Below are 16,364 nucleotides of genomic sequence, written 5' to 3'. Positions count from 1 at the left end.
GGTCTACCGGATACGCCCTCGACACGAGGGCGAATCCGGCAAGTTGATCACGACTGGATACGCGCCCTAGAGGCGCTTGTACACGCGGGTGGCCATCACGCCGCCCGCGGTGAAGGTGGCTTCCATTCCGTACGAGGTGTACTTCTTGACCACAGTGGACTGGCCACCCGTCGTCGTCCGGACCTCGGTCAGGGTGTCCAAGTCCCTGGAGACCGTGACCGTCCCGGTCTGCCCCGCGTCGCCCCCGAAGTCGGTGGGCTCGCCGAGGACGAAGGACTGCTTGTAGGTATTCAGCGCCGTCTGGACGGTCAGCTCCCACCGGTCGTCCGTGATCGTCAGCACCTCAGTGGGCTTTTCCTTCGCAGCCAGGGTGCGCTGGATCATGCCGACATTGACGGCCTTGAGGAAGGCATCGTAGTTCTGCTCGGTGATCATTTCCCACCTGCCCGATTCGAGCGCCATGGGGCCCCCCTTCAATTGTTGTGAAGTTCAACTTGCTTCGGAACAGGTCAAGTTGCCCGAAGGCTACAGACCCCAGAAGGGGCGCGGTCCGTTTTCATCCGTCCCCTTTCCGGGCTTCGGCGGCGCGCCGGTGGGCCTGGACGCGGCGCTTGGAACAGCGGTACAGCGGTTAACGCTAGGCCGGTGATCATGCGCTTCTAGCACAGGTGATCGGCCTGACGACCGTCGGGAAGCTATGGCCCGGAAAGCCGCGTCGGTGGTGGGGGCGCCGGTTGGTGGGCGTGCTGGGCGAGCAGAGTGCGGACCTGTTCATGGGAGCAGTGGGAGGCGGTGGCGATGCGGCGCAGGCCCCAGCCTTCCTGGCGGGCATGGGCCATGGCGGCGACAAGGGTATGCGTCAGGGTCTGGTCGAGAGTGGCCCGCAGGTCGGCGAGAGTGGTGAGCTGGGTGTGCGGGTCGTGGTGCTCCAGCTCGGTGAGCAGGGCGTCGACCTGGCGGCGGATGAGCGCGGCCCGCGCCTGGCCGGGCCGGTCGGGCGCGTGCTCGGTCAGGTCAGTTACGGGGACGGCAGTGGTGTTCATCTGCTCTCCGGGCCGGGTGTGTGAGTGGTGCGGTCAGGGCGCGATGCGCAGGAGCATCAGGGCGGTGTCGTCGACAGCGTGTCCGCCAGCGTGACGGGAGGCTTCGCGCCACAGGTGGTCCAAGGTGGCGGTGGCATCGAGGCCGTGGGTGGAGGCCAGGACGTCGGCGAGGCGGTCGTCGCCGAACAGGGGCCCCTTGTCGGCGCTGCGGGCCTCGGTGATGCCGTCGGTGTACAGCAACAGGGCATCGCCCGGGCGGAGCTGGAAGGCGGTCTCGTGGTGGTGGTCGAGGTTGGCGGGGAGCAGTGGGCTGAGGAGCATGCCCGCTGCGTTCAGCTCGTCAACGGTGCCGTCGGCCCGGCGGATGAGGGCGGGCGGGTGCCCGGCACTGGCGTACATCCCGCTGATGCCCGGGCCGTCGGTGGCAGGGTGGAAGGTGAGGAGGGCCGCGGTGAGGAAGCGGTCGCTGATCTTCTGGTCCGTCAGTGCCTGGTGCAGGCGGTGGAGCACCGCGGCGGGGCTGGGGTGCTGAGTGGCTTCGGCACGCACGGTGTAGCGGGCCAGGGCGGTGACTTTCGCGGCGTCGATGCCCTTGCCGCACACGTCGCCCATGATGGCGGTCCAGGTGTCGCCCTGGGTGTGGAACAGGTCGTAGAAGTCACCGACGACATCGGCCCCGGCCGCGCCGGTGGCGTCGGCCGGCAGGTGCACGGCGGCGACGTCCACGCCGGGGGTGTCGGGCAGGCGCGGCGGCAGGAGGCTGTCCTGGAGGGTGCGGGCCAGTGCGGCGGAGGCGTCCGCGGAGGCGCGGGCCTCGCGCAGGGCGTGGCGCAGGGCGATCTCGGAGGACACCGACCGGGCCAGCGTCCGCAGGGCGTCTATCTGCGTGGGAATGAAGGGGCGCGCCTTGTGGTCGACGACGCAGAACCCGCCCAGGACGTGCCCGTCGGGCGAGACGACGGGGAAGCCCGCCCACGCCCCGATGCTCAGGGCGCCGATGGCCGGGAGATCCTTGATCCTGGCGTCGGTGAGTGCGTCTTCCGCGATGAGCGGCTGCCCGGTGCCGACCAGGATATGGCACGGGCTGTCGCGAATATCGTTCTCCCGCGCCCTACCGGGGTCCATGCCCATCGCGCTCTTCCAGAACGAGCGGCGCCCGTCGGCGACGGTGAAGAACGCCTTCGGCGCCCCCGTGATCGCCATCGCGAGCCTGGCGAGATCGTCGAAGGTTCCCTCCGGCGCGGTGTCGAGCAGCCCGCTGGCCGCCACCGCCGCGAGGCGTGCCGGATCGAATACCGCCTGTGGCAGGCCGCCCTTGGCGTACGCGGTTTCCTTGGACGTCATCATCGCGCTGCTTCCGTCCTTGTTTGGCGCCCCGGCGGGGTCATCTGGACCCACTGACAGCGTCAAGTGATCTGACAGGACAGTACAGGTCGATCACGTGCCCGTCCCGGGCCGCCCCGTCCTGCGCAAAGTCCGGGTCCGGGGCCCGTCCGGACGCCCCCGCACCCGTCCGGACGCGGTCGCCGGGGACAAGGCGTCCTCCCGCGGCAACCGCGCCTACCTGCGCAAACGGCAGATCAAGGCGGTCATCCCGGAGAAGAAGGACCAGGCTGCCAACCGGAAGAAGAAGGGCCGCCGAGGCGGCCGGCCGGTCAGCCACGACGCCGAGCTCTACAAGTCGAGGAACACCGTCGAGCGCCTGATCAACAAGATGAAAGCCTGGCGTGGCATCGCGACCCGCTACGACAAGACCCCCGAGAGCTACCAAGCCGGACTCCACCTCCGGGCCTCCATGATCTGGATCAAAGACCTCGCCCGAGACACATGATCACGACTCAATACGCGCCCTAGGTCACCCTTCGCTGCCGCCCCGGAGGCCTGGTACAGATGGTGAGGTTTCACCCCTCACACCCGGAAGCGCAGCCATGAATCAGGACAGGACCGCCGAGCTCGTCCCCTTCACGATCGACCTGACCTTCGAGGAAGCACGGCGACGGGCCGCGGTCGTCGCCGCGCTCGGGCCAGACTGGGACCCGATGGCCGCCCTCCGCGGCGAGGACGAGGCCTACGCCCTGCTCTACTCGGGCCTGGACGCCGACCAGCAGCGCACCTACGACCGGCTGGTGGCCGCCGGTGTCCTTCCGGACGGGGATCCGGGCCGCGCGGCTGCCCATTGATCCGCAGGCGGACATCGCCCACCGAGCCTGGCTGGCCTGCCCCGCCTGCGACGACGCCCGCCACTGCGTGACCTGCGCGGACCGCCGCACCTGCGGCGAGCACTGGCGCTATCTGATCGCCAACGACGGTCCGGTCCTGCACCTCCAGTGCCCCGGCTGCACCCACACCTGGTCGCACGACACCCGGCCCGGCCTCCCCCGCCGCAACGGCAGCGCCCCCTGCCCCTGAACCGCCGACGCGCGCCCGGACCCGGCCCCATCCGGCCGGGACCACCGGCACGGGGGCCAGGAACCCCGGATTGGCCTTGGTCCGTCGCCGCGCGGGCGTTCTACGGTCGCCCCATGAGGATTCGTATCGTCGACGCGTTCACCGACCGCCCCTTCTCCGGCAACCCCGCAGGTGTCCTCCTGCTGGAATCCGCCGCCTTCCCTGACGCCGAACGGCTCCAGGAGATCGCCACCGAGGTCAACCTCTCCGAGACGGCCTTCGCCCACCCGCTGCCACCGGGCGGCGAGGCCGATTGGGCGCTGCGCTGGTTCACCCCGGCGACCGAGGTCGACATGTGCGGGCACGCCACGCTCGCCACCGCGCACGTCCTGCAGACCACGGGGCGGGCCACCGGCACCGTACGTTTCACCGCGCGCTGCGGGATCCTCACCTCCACCGCCCACCCGGACGGCACCCTCACCCTCGACTTCCCCACCGCCCCGCTCCGCGAGGAGACCGCGCCGCCCGGGCTCGCCGAGGCGCTGGGGGCGGAGCCGGTCTCGGTCCACGACACCGGTGAGCACATCGGCGACCTGCTCGTCGAGCTCCGCGACGAGGCGACCGTACGGGCTCTCGCCCCGGACTTCGCCGCCCTCGTGGCCCACTCGCGGCGCGGCATCATCGCCACGGCCGCCGCCGAGGACCCCGCCCACGGCTACGACTTCGTCTCGCGCGGCTTCTTCCCCGGGGTCGGCATCGACGAGGACCCGGTGACCGGCAGCGCCCACACCGCGCTGGCCCCGTTCTGGTCGGCCCGGTTCGGCCGGGACGACCTCACCGGTCTGCAGGCGTCCGCCCGCTCGGGCCTCGTACGCACGGCACTGCGCGGCGGGCGCACCCTGCTGACGGGCACGGCGGTCACCGTCATCGACGGGGAGCTGCTCACAGCCTTCTGATCGTCCTGCGGGGCGTCCTGCGAAGCCACACGCAGGAAGCCCCGCCCCTCCTCAAGGCGTCGGCAGCCAGTCCACCCTCCCGGCGAGCAGCGCGTACCCGACGAACGCCCCGATGTCGAGCAGCGTATGGGCGACGACCAGCGGCCCCACCCGCCCCCAGCGCCGGTACAGCAGCACGAAGACGACGCCCATCACCAGGTTGCCGATGAAGCCGCCGATCCCCTGGTACAGGTGGTACGAGCCGCGCAGCACGGAGCTGGCCGCGAGCGAGGCCATAGGTGTCCAGCCCAGCTGGTCCAGCCTCCGCAGCAGGTAGGCGACCACGATGACCTCCTCGACCACGGAGTTCTGCGCCGCGGAGAGGATCAGTACGGGGAACTTCCACCAGACGTCGGGCAGCGACTCCGGGACGACGGTGAGGTTGAACCCGCTCGCCCTGGCCACCAGGTAGAAGGCGAGCCCGGCGCTGCCGATGCCGGCCGCGACCAGGGTCCCGCGACCGAGGTCGAACCACGGCCTGGTGCGGTCGAATCCGATGGTCCGCAGGCTCGCCCCTTCCCTGATCAGCAGGTGCGCCACCAGGGCGACCGGCACCAGGGCCGTTGCGATTCCGAACATTTGCCAAGCCAGATCCAGCCATGGACGGCCGGGGGCGTACGAACCGTTCAGCGTCGCCGCCTGATCCTTCAAACCCCCCGGTTTTGTCAGCGATCCGACAAAACTGATGAGCGCGGACAACGCACTCGCGCCCAGCGAGAGCGCCAGGACCAGCACGGTCTCCGACCGCAAGATCCTTCGTGATGCGCCCTCTTGAGGATAAGAATCAGCCACGCGCCCCACCTCCACCGGTACACCTGCCTTTTGTTCTGCAATCGCGTCTCATCCCACCCACCGTCCCGCTAGGGTCTCGAATGCGGGTACGAAGATCATGCGCGACAAGCCGGGGGACGACCACCATCGCCGATGGTGAGGTCCCCCTTTTCCTTGTTCATCGTTCATCGTTCGTCTTCAGGGGGCACCACCGACATGGGACGTCACAGCTTGCCCGACGCCTACGCGCCGGAAGAACGCGGGGACGCGTCTCCCCGGCGCCGGCGTCGCACCATCGCCGTCGCCACTCTGCTCGTCCTCGCGGTGGCGACGGGAACAGGGGTGGCGGTCAAGGGCGGCCTGCTGTCGTTCTCCGAATCCTGCGAGGACTCCGCCGTGCACCTGTCCCTGGCCGCCTCACCGGACATCGCACCGGCGGTTCGCGCCATAGCCGAGGAGACCCTCGCGAACGAGGTGAGATCCGACGGCCACTGCCTCGACGTGGACGTGGTGGCCCGCGACTCCTACAAAGTGGCCGACACGCTCGCGGGCGGCGGCGAGGCCCCGGACTTCCAGGTCTGGCTGCCGGACTCCGACCTCTGGCTGGACCGGGCCGAGGGTCTCGGCACGGGCACCCCCATCTCTCCCTCGGACTCGGTGGCCTCCTCACCGGTGGGTCTCGCCATGGTGCCGTCCGCGTCGCAGCGGTTGGGCTGGCCGAAGAAGACGTACTCCTGGGCAGAGGTGGTCACTGCGGCGCTCACCTCGGACAAGGTCCGCCTCGGCGCGGCCGATCCGGCGCGCAGCGCCACCGGTCTGCTGGCCCTCACCAGCATCGCCGCCTCGTCCGGGCAGCAGGGCGGGGACAGCGACACCAGGGTCGCGGAGACCGCGAAGGTGCTGGCCGAGCGGATGTCGGACAGCGACGCGCAGGTGCTGGAGACCCTGGCGCGGAGCGGCTCCGGCGCCGAGGAGGGCAATCCGAAACGTAATCAGGCGGTCCTGATATCCGAACAGGCCGCCTTCACCCACAACGCGGAGGCGGCCGGCAGCGGCAAGCTCAACCTCTTCTACCCGGAGGACGGCACCCCGCTGCTGGACTACCCGTACACGCTGGTCGACGAGGAGAAGCTGACCCTGGCCCAGTCCCGGGCGGCACTGCGCTTCATGACCCTGCTCAACGACACGAGCTCCCGGGCCGTGTTCGCCCGGTACGGGTTCCGGCCCGCCGGCGGCGAGGCCCAGAACGCCGTCGTAGCGGCGGCGGGCGGCAAGTCTCCGCAGCCGTACGCCACATCGGCGGCCGAGGCACCGTCGGCGAAGGATCTCCAGGAGATGCTGGGAATGTGGACGATCACCGTCCAGAGCGCCCGGCTGACCACGGTCGTCGACGCCTCGGGTTCGATGTCCACACCGGTGCCGGGACGCGGCCAGTCGCGGATGGACGTCACCAAGGAATCGCTCATCCAGGCGCTCACCCAGTTCACCGCGGACGACGAGATCGGCCTGTGGGAGTTCGCCACCACGCTGGACGGCAAGAAGGACTACCGCAAGCTGATGCCGACGCGCCGCCTGGGCGACCCCGCCCAGGGCGGTTCCACCCACCAGGAGAAGCTCGCGGCGGCTTTCGCGGGGCTGCAGCCCGTTCCGGGCGGAGCGACCGGGTTGTACGACACGACGCTGGCCTCCTACAAGGAGGCCCTGTCGACGTATGTGAAGGGCAAGTTCAACGCCCTGGTGATCCTGACCGACGGCTCCAACCAGGACGAGGACGGCATCTCCCGGAGTGCGCTGATCGCTGAGCTCAAGCAGCTCGCCGACCCGGAGCGTCCCGTTCCGATCATCGCCATCGCGGTGGGCCCGGACGCCGACCGCGAGGAAGTGGCGGAGATCGCGCGGATCACCGGGGGCGACGGGTACGAGGTGAGCGACCCGGTGGAGATCCAGGCGGTCATCCTCCAGGCCATCATGACGGCCGGGCAGAACGGACGCGCCGCCCAGGAGTGAGGGCGGCGGGCCCGGCGGGGTGGCGCCCCGGCCGGTGCGGGCCGCCCCGGCGGCGCGCCCGGCCCGGCGCACATCGTGCCCGACGCCCGGCCGGGCCCGCCGCCCCCGTCCGCGTAACGGAACTGCCTCTCCCCGTCCCCGTACGGGATCGCCCCAGGGCGCCGGGAATCAGGGCGCCGGGAACCCCACCGGCCAGGTGTGCACCGGCTCCCCCGCGTGCATCAGCTCGGCGTACCGCCGGGTGGTGGCCGCCAGCGCCGCCTCCCGGCCGAGCCCCGCCTCCAGCGCCCGGCGGTATGTGGCGACCTGCCAGGAGGCCCCGTTGACCCGCCGCTTGCAGCGCTCCTCGATCACCCCGAGGTAGCGGTCCCGGTCGGCGGGCTCGATGTGCCAGGCGTCGAGACCCGCGGCGGCCAGCGGCAGCAGTTCCTCCAGCACCAGCTGTACGGCGGGGATCCTGGCGAGTCCGCCGGAGCGGCCCGGCCGCGGCCAGAGCAGCTCGGCCTCGATGCCGTGCCGGCAGGCCTCGTCGAAGTTCTCCTCGGCGGCCTCGAACGGCAGCCTGCTCCACACCGGCCGGGACTCCTCGGCGAGCGCCCGTACGAGCCCGTAGTAGAACGCGGCGTTGGCGATGACGTCCGTGACGGTCGGCCCGGCCGGCAGCACCCGGTTCTCCACCCGCAGGTGCGGAACCCCGTCGGCCATCCCGTACACCGGGCGGTTCCAGCGGTAGACCGTCCCGTTGTGCAGGACAAGCTCGGCCAGCTCCGGCACCCCGCCCTCGTCGAGGACCCGCAGCGGCTCCTCGTCGTCGCAGATCGGCAGCAGCGGCGGGAAGTAGCGCAGGTTCTCCTCGAAGAGCTCGTAGGCGGAGGTGATCCAGCGCTCCCCGAACCAGGTCCTGGGCCGTACACCCTGGTTCGCCAGCTCCGGCGGCCGTACGTCGGTGGCCTGCTGGAACAGCGGGGGGCGGGACTCCCGCCAGAGCTCCTTGCCGAAGAGGAACGGGGCGTTGGCACCCAGCGCGATCTGGACGGAGGCGATCGCCTGAGCCGCGTTCCACACGTCGGCGAACCGGGCGGGCGTCACCTGGAGATGCAACTGGACCGAGGTGCAGGCCGATTCGGGGGCGATCGAGGGCGAGGAGCAGACCAGGTGCTCGACACCTTCGATATCCAGGGCGAAATCCTCTCCCCGGGCCGCCGCCATTTGATCGTTGAGCAGCGTGTAGCGGTCCACGTCCGAGAGATTCGCCGAGACCACGTCGTGCTCGCCGAGCGTCGGCAGGATTCCGATCATGACGATCCCCGCGTCCACCTCACCGGCCTTGCGGTGGGCGTAGGCGAGACCGGTCCGCAACTCCTCCGAGAGCTGATCGAATACCCGGCCGCCGAGCCGGTGCGGAACGATATTTACTTCCAGATTGAACATCCCTAGTTCGGTCTGGAAATCCCGGCTCGCGATGCGCTGGAGCACTTCTTGATTCATCATCCTCGGCATGCCGTCGGAGCCCGCGAGATTCAGCTCTATCTCCAGCCCCATCAGGTTCCTCGGACGGTCGAACCTCCGCTCCGCCAGCAGTCTGCCCAGCCCCTCCAGGCACTGGTTGAGCTTGGAGCGGTATGCCTGCCGATCGGACAGGTCAACGGCTCCCGCCACGACCTTCTCCCCCATCTAGGGGTCCCTCCTCCAGTGGTCGGCCCGCTGACCGGGCCGTGCGCATCACGATCGATAATGCCCAGTGGAAGTGATCCGTAACGCCCCACGGAGCACCGGAAACCCGATAGGCTGGATGACGGAGACCGGGGGCACATTCCTACGGCACGCGCCCATCGGCATTTTCGCCCGGAGAGTGCGTGGTGGAATCACCGACGAGTTTCGGCCGACCGTGCCACCGAAAGAGGCACAGGCGAGGGCTGAAATCGGCCGAGCAAATCACCAGGAAAACCGCATTTCGAAGTCCGGTTGTCGCCTTGCGCGAAATGTCCCCGGCAACTAGCGGAAACACTGAGTGAACACGTGTCGTATAAACTCCGCCTGACGAGGCAGAGAGTTGACGCAACCGGCCCGTCACCGGCCTCCTCTGGCCCCGCACGCCGACAGCGCCGTCTGCACCCGCCCACGCATCACCGTGTCTCCGAAGTGAGAGGCGACCCACTATGCCGCTGCATGTCCCCTCGGCTCCCGCGCCCGCCCTGCGCAGCGTTCTCGCGGCCCTCGGTTCTCCCACCGCGGTCCGCGAGGCGCGCACCTCCGCCCTCCGGTCCGTCCAGGGACCGCTCAGCCCCGAACTGCCGCTTCCCGTGCATGTTCTGGACCGGATCGCTCCGACCAGGACCGCACCTCGAACCCGCCTCGCGGCCTGGCGCTTCCTGATCCGGAGCGAGGGCCGCGCGATCGCCGCCGCGGACACCATGCTCACCCCGGACGGCTGGAGCTTCTCGCACTTCTTCGAGGGTCCGTATCTCGCCTCGACGGAGCTCGCGGTCCGCCAGGCGGAGGCCTCGCCCACGGCGTACCAGGCGAGACTTCTCTCCATCCCCGAGCTGTACATGCTCACCCTCTGGCTGCACGACAGCACCGAAGACGACGCCTCCGACGCCTCCGGCGGTGTGCTCGCCCCGGCCGACGTCCTGGTGCCCCTGGCGCCGGCGCCGCCGGGCATCGCCGCGCACCGGCCGCACCGGGTCGCCGATCTGCTGCCCGTGATGACCCTGCGCGTGGCACCCGGCCCGCTGCTCAGCTCCGCCTGACCGGCGGCCGAGGACAACCGGCCCCCGCAGTGGCCCGTAACGCCCGACGGCGGAACGGGCCACTGCGGGGGCTCTTTCTTACCCACTCGGACTAGCCCGGTCCGGCCACCCCGAACCACCCGAAGTGACAGTGCAGTTGCGGTGAACCGTCCGCGCGGGTGATGCGTCATGAGAGGAGTACGGGAGCTGCAGCGAAATCCCTGCGGAATCAACCCCGTAGGGCAACACTGGGACCGGACCGACTGATACGGGGGCGGCCATGAACCTCTCATCCAGCCGCAGGACACTCGACTCGACGCAGCGAAAGAACGCATCCATGTGCCAGCACCAGCCACCCTGCCCCACCGCCGACTCCCCCGACAGGGAGGCGGCCCGCCTGACGGCACACCACCCGGAACAGGGCTGGAGCCTTCTGTGCAACGGTGTCCTGCTCTTCGAGGACACCGGCGAGCTGCTGCCGGACGGTCAGATCATCGCACCGCACCGGCCGCTGGTGGCAGGCCGCGTGGTGAAGGCCGCCTGAGGCACACCTACGGACAAGGCTGTACGGAGAAGGGGCCGGCCCGGGGAGATCCCCGCACCGGCCCCGACGCATGTCAGGCGTGAGCCCCTGGGCGTCAGTTGTCGTACTCCTCCAGCGGCGGGCAGGAGCAGACCAGGTTGCGGTCGCCGAAGGCACCGTCGATGCGGCGCACCGGCGGCCAGTACTTGTCCGCGGCGGACACCCCGGCCGGGAAGACGGCCTCCTCGCGGCTGTAGCCGTGGTTCCACTCACCGCCGAGCGCGGCCGCGGTGTGCGGGGCGTTGGCCAGCGGGTTGTCGTCCGCGCTCCACTCGCCGGATGCGACCTTCTCGATCTCGGCGCGGATCGCGATCATGGTGTCGCAGAACCGGTCGAGCTCCGCGAGGTCCTCGCTCTCCGTCGGCTCGATCATCAGCGTGCCGGCCACCGGGAACGACATGGTGGGCGAGTGGAAGCCGTAGTCGATCAGGCGCTTGGCGACGTCGTCGATGGAGACGCCGGTCGCCTTGGAGATCGGCCGCAGGTCGACGATGCACTCATGCGCGACCAGTCCGGCCGGGCCGTTGTACAGGATCGGGAAGTGCGGCTCCAGGCGCTTGGCGATGTAGTTGGCGGCCAGCACGGCGACCTGCGTGGCGCGCTTGAGCCCCTCGCCGCCCATCAGGCGGACGTACGCCCATGAGATCGGCAGGATGCCCGCCGAGCCCCACGGGGCGGCCGAGATCGGGCCCACACCGGTCTCCGGGCCCGCGGCGGGCTGGAGCGGGTGGTTGGGGAGGTAGGGGGCGAGGTGCGCACGGACGCCGACCGGGCCGACGCCGGGGCCGCCGCCGCCGTGCGGGATGCAGAAGGTCTTGTGCAGGTTCAGGTGCGAGACGTCGCCGCCGAACTTGCCGGGCTTGGCGAGCCCGACCAGCGCGTTGAGGTTGGCGCCGTCGACGTAGACCTGGCCGCCCGCGTCGTGCACCTCGCCGCAGATGTCGGCGACGTGCTCCTCGAAGACCCCGTGCGTGGAGGGGTAGGTGATCATGAGCACGGCCAGCTCGTCGCGGTGCTGCTCGATCTTGGCCCGCAGGTCCGCGATGTCGACCTCGCCGTCGTCGGCGGTCTTCACCACGACGACCTTCATGCCCGCCATGACCGCGCTCGCGGCGTTGGTGCCGTGCGCGGAGGAGGGGATCAGGCAGACGGTGCGCTGGTCGTCGCCGTTGGCCCGGTGGTACGCCCGGACGGCCAGCAGGCCGGCGAACTCGCCCTGGGAGCCGGCGTTCGGCTGGATGGAGACGGCGTCGTAACCGGTGACCTCGGCGAGGCGCTCCTCCAGCTCGCGGATGAGCGTGAGGAAGCCCTGCGCCTGCTCGGCCGGGGCGAAGGGGTGCAGCGCGCCGAACTCGGGCCAGGTGATGGACTCCATCTCGGCGGTCGCGTTCAGCTTCATGGTGCAGGAGCCGAGCGGGATCATGCCGCGGTCCAGCGCGTAGTCGCGGTCGGCGAGCTTGCGCAAATAGCGCAGCATCGCGGTCTCGGAGCGGTGCTGGTGGAAGACCGGGTGGGTCAGGATGTCGTCGGAGCGCAGCAGCGCATCGGGCAGCGCCTCGGCGGCCGAACCGTCCAGCGCCTCGATGTCGCCGTCGGCGCCGAAGGCGGCCCAGACGGCGGCGATCTGGGACCGGGTGGTGGTCTCGTCGCAGGCGATGGAGACGTGGTCGGCGTCGACGCGGCGGAGGTTGACCCCACGCTCGCGGGCGTCGGCGACGATGTCCGCGGCCTTGCCGGGCGCCTTGACAGTCAGGGTGTCGAAGAAGTCGCCGTGCACGACCTCCACGCCGGCGGCGCGCAGGCCCTCGGCGAGGATCGTGGCGAAGCGGTGGGTGCGGCGGGCGATCGTGCGCAGTCCGTCGGGGCCGTGGTAGACGGCGTACATCCCGGCCATGACGGCGAGCAGGACCTGAGCCGTACAGATGTTGCTGGTGGCCTTCTCGCGGCGGATGTGCTGCTCGCGGGTCTGCAGGGCCAGGCGGTAGGCCTTGTTGCCGTCGGCGTCGACGGAGACACCGACGAGGCGGCCGGGCAGGGAGCGGGCGAACTTCTCGCGGACCGCCATGAAGCCGGCGTGCGGGCCGCCGAAGCCCATGGGGACGCCGAAGCGCTGGGTGGTGCCGACCGCGATGTCCGCGCCGAGCGCGCCGGGCGAGGTGAGCAGCGTGAGGGCCAGCAGGTCGGCGGCGACGGTGACGATGGCGCCCAGCTCGTGGGCCTGCTCGATCACGGGCTCGATGGCCCGCACGGCACCGGAGGCGCCCGGGTACTGGAGCAGGACGCCGAAGACGCCGCGCTCGGCGATCTCGGCGGGGATGCCGTCGCTGAGGTCCGCGACGACGACCTCGACGCCGGTCGGCTCGGCGCGGGTCTGGATCACGGCGACGGTCTGCGGCAGGGTGTCGGCGTCGATCAGGAAGACGCCGTTCTTGACCTTGCCGACGCGCCGGGCGAGCGCCATGGCCTCGGCGGCCGCGGTGCCCTCGTCGAGCAGCGAGGCGCCGGAGGTGGGAAGCCCGGTCAGCTCGGCGACCATCGTCTGGAAGTTCAGCAGGGCCTCCAGGCGGCCCTGGGAGATCTCCGGCTGGTACGGCGTGTAGGCCGTGTACCACGCGGGGTTCTCCATGACGTTGCGCAGGATGACGGGCGGCGTGAAGGTGCCGTAGTAGCCGAGGCCGATCATCGGCGCGAGCACCTTGTTGCGGTCGGCCAGCGACCGCAGCTCGGCCAGTACCTCTGCCTCGGTGCGGGCCGAGGGAAGGTTCAGGGCCTCCGCACTCTTGATCACGTCGGGCACCGCGGCGGCGGTCAGCTCGTCCAGGGAGCCGTAGCCGACCTGGGCAAGCATCTTCGCCTGGGCTCCGGCGTCGGGCCCTATGTGGCGCTGCTCGAACGGAATGCCCTGCTCCAGCTGGGAGAGCGGAGTGCGACGGGGGGTCATGGTGGAGGCCTCCTGGTCTGTCACGACCTGCGAGGGGCACCACGGCGCGGGTGCCCGAACGGCCTCCCCCTCTGTCATCTCAACCTGAGAGCTTCACCGGCGCGCCCGGGGGCGTGCCGACTTTCACCGTCGGTGAGGGTCGGGTCCGTCCCGGCATGTGCCCGCACGAAACCCGCCCTGCTTTCCAGAGTGACCTCGTCCGTGCGGTACGGGGGCCTGAGAGATTCCGGGGAGGATTTGCTCCTTCGGCGCCTCCGGATTCTGCACCGGAGGACTCTCCCGCACGGGGTCAGCAGCCAGTGCCAGCCTACCAGCGGCCACTGCGCCGGAGCTCTCGAGTGGCCGACACCACGGATCTGCACTTGTGTGGTGCTGGTGGAGCGACAGGGACCACCCTGAGCAGTCGCGACCAGTGGGAGGCACCGTGCAGACCGATATCGATCCGCGCCGCCTGATCGGCCGCAAGGCATTCGATCGCAAGGGCGCCAAGATCGGAACGGTGGATGAGGTCTATCTCGACGACGCGACGGGGGTGCCCGAGTGGGCTGCCGTCCGCACCGGTCTGTTCAGCAGGGACGCCTTCGTCCCGCTGGAACCCAGCGAATTCGTCGAGGACACGCTGCGGGTCCCCTTCGATCGCGCGTTGATCAAGGGCGCGCCGGACTTCGGCGTCGGCCGGCACCTCTCCCCGGAGCAGGAGCTGCAGCTCTACCGTCATTACGGTCTGGACTCCCCTCCGGCGGCGGAGAGCGGCCCCGACCGTGACTTCGGCAGGCTGGCCGGCCAGGAGGAGTAGTCGACCGGGTCGCGGACCAGCGGCAGCGGATCGGCCGGGCTCAGCTCCGGGTCGTCGATGCGGAACGTGACGACCCGGCCGACCGGACCACCGGGCTCCTCGAACCGCACCGTCACCCGGCCCACCCCGCTCCCCTGCACCCAGCCGTGCCCGTGCGCCGCGTGGCGTACGTCGTGTCCGGCGGGCCAGCGGCGGGCGGCGAGCAGCTCGGCGCTAACCCGCGCGGGCTCCTCGTCCGCCGGTCCCCCGCCCCGCTCGCCGTCGTCCGCGGCGGGCTTCTCGGGCGCCTCCGACCGCGCCGCCAGCTCCCGGGCGTCGGCGGCCTGCGCGAACAGATCCTCCTGGGTGAAGTCAGCGAGCCCCGTGACGCCCACGCCCAGGAGGCGTACGCCCCCGGTGGTGTCCACGGCCTCCAGGAGCCTGGCGGCCGCCTCACGGACCACCGTGGGGTCGTCCGTGGGGCCTCTGAGGGTCTCGGAGCGGGTCAGGGTGGAGAAGTCGTAGCGGCGCACCTTCAGCACCACCGTGCGCCCCGACCGGTCGGCGGACCGCAGCCGCTCCACGCAGCGCACCGCCAGCCGCTCCACCTCCGCCCGCACCCGCACCCGGTCGTGCAGGTCCACGTCGAAGGTGTCCTCCACCGATACGGACTTGGCGTCCCGCTCGGCGACCACCGGCCGGTCGTCGAGCCCCAGCGCCATCCGGTGGAGACCGTGGCCGTGGGCCTTGCCGACCAGCCGTACGAGCTCGTCCTCACCGGCCTCCGCGAGGTCGTGGACGGTGGTCATGCCGGCCCGCCGGAGATGGTCCCCGGTGGCGGGTCCGACCCCCGGCAGCGTCCGTACGGACATCGGGGCCAGCAGCTCGCGCTCGGTGCCCGGCTCTATGAGCACCAGGCCGTCCGGCTTGGCCTGCTCGGAGGCGATCTTGGCGAGCATCTTCGATCCGGCGAGCCCGACCGATCCGCTGAGCCCGGTCACCTCCCGGATGGCCGTACGCAGCCGCTCCCCCGTCGTCCGGGCCGTCACCGAGTCGTCCGCCACCCCGCCCGCCTCCAGGTCGACGAAGGCCTCGTCCAGGCTCAGCGGCTCCACCAGCGGGGAGAGCCGCCCCAGGAGCTCCATCACCTGCTCGCTCACGGTGCGGTACAGCGAGAACCGGGGCACCAGGTAGGCCGCGTTCGGCGCCAGCCGTCTGGCCTGGGCCGTCGGCATCGCGGAGTGGACGCCCAGGACCCGTGCCTCGTACGAGGCGGTGGCGACCACCCCGCGGGGGCCGAGGCCGCCCACGACGACCGCCTTTCCGCGCAGGCTGGGCTTGGCCGCCTGCTCCGCCGAGGCGTAGAAGGCATCCATGTCCAGGTGGAGGATGGTCGGCGCGGGTCTCACACATCCGATGCTGCCCTACGCCACTGACAACGGGACGGCCCGGCACTCCGTGGAGTGCCGGGCCGTCCCGTTCTGTCCTGCGCTGTGCGCTCAGACGCTCATCCGGCGCGGTTGCGGCGCCGGGCGAGCTCGTCGGCCGGGTTGTTGCCGATGAGGGTCTCACCGGTGTCGACCCGCTCGCCGTGGAGCTGGGAGAGCGCCACGTCCACGTCCCGCCAGACGACCCCCACGGCGATCCCGAAGACGCCCTGACCGCCCTGGAGGAGGCTGACGACCTCGTCGGGCGAGGAGCATTCGTAGACCGTCGCCCCGTCGCTCATCAGCGTCATGCGCTCAAGATCCTGGAAACCCCGGGCACGCAGGTGCTGGACCGTGGTGCGGATGTTCTGCAGAGCGACCCCGGTGTCCAGGAACCGCTTGACGATCTTGAGGAGCACCACGTCCCGGAAACTGTAGAGACGCTGGGTCCCCGACCCGTAGGCCGGTCGCACGCTGGGCTCGACCAGCCCCGTGCGGGCCCAGTAGTCCAGCTGGCGGTAGGTGATCCCCGCCGCCGCGCACGCCGTCGGTCCGCGATAGCCGATATCGCTCGCCGCTGCCACGCCGTCCGCTGCCACCGCGGCCGGCTGAACCGGCTGCCTGATGGCGTGGTCGGCTCCACTGCCGTGCTGCGGATACGGCCCACCCGCCGCCGTACCGTCGCCGCTGCTTCTCACGCCG

General features: G+C 70.7%; 15 protein-coding genes, 1 pseudogene and 1 riboswitch. Of the genes and pseudogenes, 8 read left to right on the top strand and 8 right to left on the bottom strand.

The window, feature by feature from the left end; translation table 11 throughout:
• Positions 1-66: 66 nt before the first annotated feature.
• The 3 genes from ACK8N7_RS31940 to ACK8N7_RS31930 form a co-directional block, all read right to left on the bottom strand.
• A complete protein-coding gene (locus tag ACK8N7_RS31940; protein ID WP_500444674.1) occupies positions 67-462 on the bottom strand; it encodes a lipocalin/fatty-acid binding family protein in 396 nt (131 codons plus the stop codon).
• A gap of 233 nt (positions 463-695) precedes the next feature.
• Positions 696-1,043, bottom strand: coding sequence for a hypothetical protein (locus ACK8N7_RS31935; protein WP_403219990.1), 348 nt, complete (start codon positions 1,041-1,043; stop codon positions 696-698).
• A gap of 33 nt (positions 1,044-1,076) precedes the next feature.
• Positions 1,077-2,387: a PP2C family protein-serine/threonine phosphatase gene (locus ACK8N7_RS31930; RefSeq protein WP_500444673.1), complete on the bottom strand. Its 1,311-nt coding sequence runs from the start codon at positions 2,385-2,387 to the stop codon at positions 1,077-1,079.
• A 115-nt stretch (positions 2,388-2,502) separates the two neighbouring features.
• Here ACK8N7_RS31930 and ACK8N7_RS31925 point away from each other — a divergent pair.
• From ACK8N7_RS31925 to ACK8N7_RS31910, 4 genes and pseudogenes are all read left to right on the top strand, one after another.
• Positions 2,503-2,874, top strand: a pseudogene (locus tag ACK8N7_RS31925) (transposase); the annotation flags it as partial.
• A 97-nt stretch (positions 2,875-2,971) separates the two neighbouring features.
• Positions 2,972-3,223 (top strand): DUF6400 family protein, encoded by a 252-nt coding sequence (locus tag ACK8N7_RS31920; RefSeq protein WP_403219567.1) that lies wholly within the window; start codon positions 2,972-2,974, stop codon positions 3,221-3,223.
• A complete protein-coding gene (locus ACK8N7_RS31915; RefSeq protein ID WP_403219570.1) occupies positions 3,180-3,452 on the top strand; it encodes a hypothetical protein in 273 nt (90 codons plus the stop codon). Before ACK8N7_RS31920 ends, ACK8N7_RS31915 begins: the two co-directional genes overlap by 44 nt.
• A gap of 113 nt (positions 3,453-3,565) precedes the next feature.
• Positions 3,566-4,387: a PhzF family phenazine biosynthesis protein gene (locus ACK8N7_RS31910; protein WP_403219572.1), complete on the top strand. Its 822-nt coding sequence runs from the start codon at positions 3,566-3,568 to the stop codon at positions 4,385-4,387.
• Positions 4,388-4,438: 51 nt separating this feature from the next.
• Here ACK8N7_RS31910 and ACK8N7_RS31905 read toward each other — a convergent pair whose 3' ends face one another.
• Positions 4,439-5,218, bottom strand: a complete 780-nt coding sequence (locus tag ACK8N7_RS31905) for a CPBP family intramembrane glutamic endopeptidase (protein WP_403219575.1) — start codon at positions 5,216-5,218, stop codon at positions 4,439-4,441.
• 195 nt (positions 5,219-5,413) lie between these two features.
• Between ACK8N7_RS31905 and ACK8N7_RS31900 the strand changes: the two genes are divergently transcribed.
• On the top strand, positions 5,414-7,204 hold the full coding sequence (locus tag ACK8N7_RS31900) for a substrate-binding and VWA domain-containing protein (RefSeq protein ID WP_403219578.1): 1,791 nt from the start codon (positions 5,414-5,416) through the stop codon (positions 7,202-7,204).
• A gap of 168 nt (positions 7,205-7,372) precedes the next feature.
• On the opposite strand, the gene ACK8N7_RS31895 is transcribed toward ACK8N7_RS31900, so the two are convergent.
• The gene (locus ACK8N7_RS31895) at positions 7,373-8,878 is read right to left on the bottom strand and encodes a glutamate-cysteine ligase family protein (RefSeq protein WP_219155002.1); all 1,506 of its coding nucleotides are present in this window, start codon (positions 8,876-8,878) and stop codon (positions 7,373-7,375) included.
• 485 nt (positions 8,879-9,363) lie between these two features.
• Here ACK8N7_RS31895 and ACK8N7_RS31890 point away from each other — a divergent pair, with 485 nt between their 5' ends.
• Both ACK8N7_RS31890 and ACK8N7_RS31885 read left to right on the top strand, forming a co-directional pair.
• Positions 9,364-9,957, top strand: a complete 594-nt coding sequence (locus tag ACK8N7_RS31890) for a hypothetical protein (RefSeq protein WP_015607263.1) — start codon at positions 9,364-9,366, stop codon at positions 9,955-9,957.
• A gap of 316 nt (positions 9,958-10,273) precedes the next feature.
• Entirely contained in the window at positions 10,274-10,480 is a 207-nt protein-coding gene (locus ACK8N7_RS31885) for a DUF5999 family protein (protein WP_032758970.1), read from the top strand.
• A gap of 94 nt (positions 10,481-10,574) precedes the next feature.
• On the opposite strand, the gene gcvP is transcribed toward ACK8N7_RS31885, so the two are convergent.
• Entirely contained in the window at positions 10,575-13,460 is a 2,886-nt protein-coding gene (gcvP, locus tag ACK8N7_RS31880) for an aminomethyl-transferring glycine dehydrogenase (RefSeq protein WP_403219581.1), read from the bottom strand.
• Positions 13,461-13,654: 194 nt separating this feature from the next.
• Positions 13,655-13,752, bottom strand: a riboswitch (glycine riboswitch).
• Between the two features lie 132 nt (positions 13,753-13,884).
• Here gcvP and ACK8N7_RS31875 point away from each other — a divergent pair.
• Complete coding sequence (locus ACK8N7_RS31875) at positions 13,885-14,256, top strand: PRC-barrel domain-containing protein (protein WP_015607266.1); 372 nt, start codon at positions 13,885-13,887, stop codon at positions 14,254-14,256.
• On the opposite strand, the gene ACK8N7_RS31870 is transcribed toward ACK8N7_RS31875, so the two are convergent.
• Both ACK8N7_RS31870 and ACK8N7_RS31865 read right to left on the bottom strand, forming a co-directional pair.
• Positions 14,178-15,644, bottom strand: coding sequence for a DNA polymerase IV (locus ACK8N7_RS31870; RefSeq protein WP_403219582.1), 1,467 nt, complete (start codon positions 15,642-15,644; stop codon positions 14,178-14,180). The two genes, ACK8N7_RS31875 and ACK8N7_RS31870, sit on opposite strands and share 79 nt — an antisense overlap.
• A gap of 98 nt (positions 15,645-15,742) precedes the next feature.
• The gene (locus ACK8N7_RS31865; protein WP_015607268.1) at positions 15,743-16,360 is read right to left on the bottom strand and encodes a MerR family transcriptional regulator; all 618 of its coding nucleotides are present in this window, start codon (positions 16,358-16,360) and stop codon (positions 15,743-15,745) included.
• Positions 16,361-16,364 lie beyond the last annotated feature (4 nt).

This window comes from Streptomyces griseobrunneus, assembly GCF_046713465.1.
In the GTDB taxonomy this organism is placed as follows: Bacteria; Actinomycetota; Actinomycetes; order Streptomycetales; family Streptomycetaceae; genus Streptomyces; species Streptomyces microflavus.
The sequence above is the reverse complement of the archived record's forward strand: the minus strand, read 5'-3'. Positions and strand labels throughout refer to the sequence as shown.

What these genes read in the sequence shown, in the direction of transcription:
- ACK8N7_RS31940 (WP_500444674.1), bottom strand. Translation starts at nt 462, where the DNA reads ATGGCGCTCGAATCGGGCAGGTGGGAAATGATCACCGAGCAGAACTAC.
- ACK8N7_RS31935 (WP_403219990.1), bottom strand. Translation starts at nt 1,043, where the DNA reads ATGAACACCACTGCCGTCCCCGTAACTGACCTGACCGAGCACGCGCCC.
- ACK8N7_RS31930 (WP_500444673.1), bottom strand. Translation starts at nt 2,387, where the DNA reads ATGACGTCCAAGGAAACCGCGTACGCCAAGGGCGGCCTGCCACAGGCG.
- ACK8N7_RS31920 (WP_403219567.1), top strand. Translation starts at nt 2,972, where the DNA reads ATGAATCAGGACAGGACCGCCGAGCTCGTCCCCTTCACGATCGACCTG.
- ACK8N7_RS31910 (WP_403219572.1), top strand. Translation starts at nt 3,566, where the DNA reads ATGAGGATTCGTATCGTCGACGCGTTCACCGACCGCCCCTTCTCCGGC.
- ACK8N7_RS31900 (WP_403219578.1), top strand. Translation starts at nt 5,414, where the DNA reads ATGGGACGTCACAGCTTGCCCGACGCCTACGCGCCGGAAGAACGCGGG.
- ACK8N7_RS31895 (WP_219155002.1), bottom strand. Translation starts at nt 8,878, where the DNA reads ATGGGGGAGAAGGTCGTGGCGGGAGCCGTTGACCTGTCCGATCGGCAG.
- ACK8N7_RS31890 (WP_015607263.1), top strand. Translation starts at nt 9,364, where the DNA reads ATGCCGCTGCATGTCCCCTCGGCTCCCGCGCCCGCCCTGCGCAGCGTT.
- ACK8N7_RS31885 (WP_032758970.1), top strand. Translation starts at nt 10,274, where the DNA reads ATGTGCCAGCACCAGCCACCCTGCCCCACCGCCGACTCCCCCGACAGG.
- gcvP (WP_403219581.1), bottom strand. Translation starts at nt 13,460, where the DNA reads ATGACCCCCCGTCGCACTCCGCTCTCCCAGCTGGAGCAGGGCATTCCG.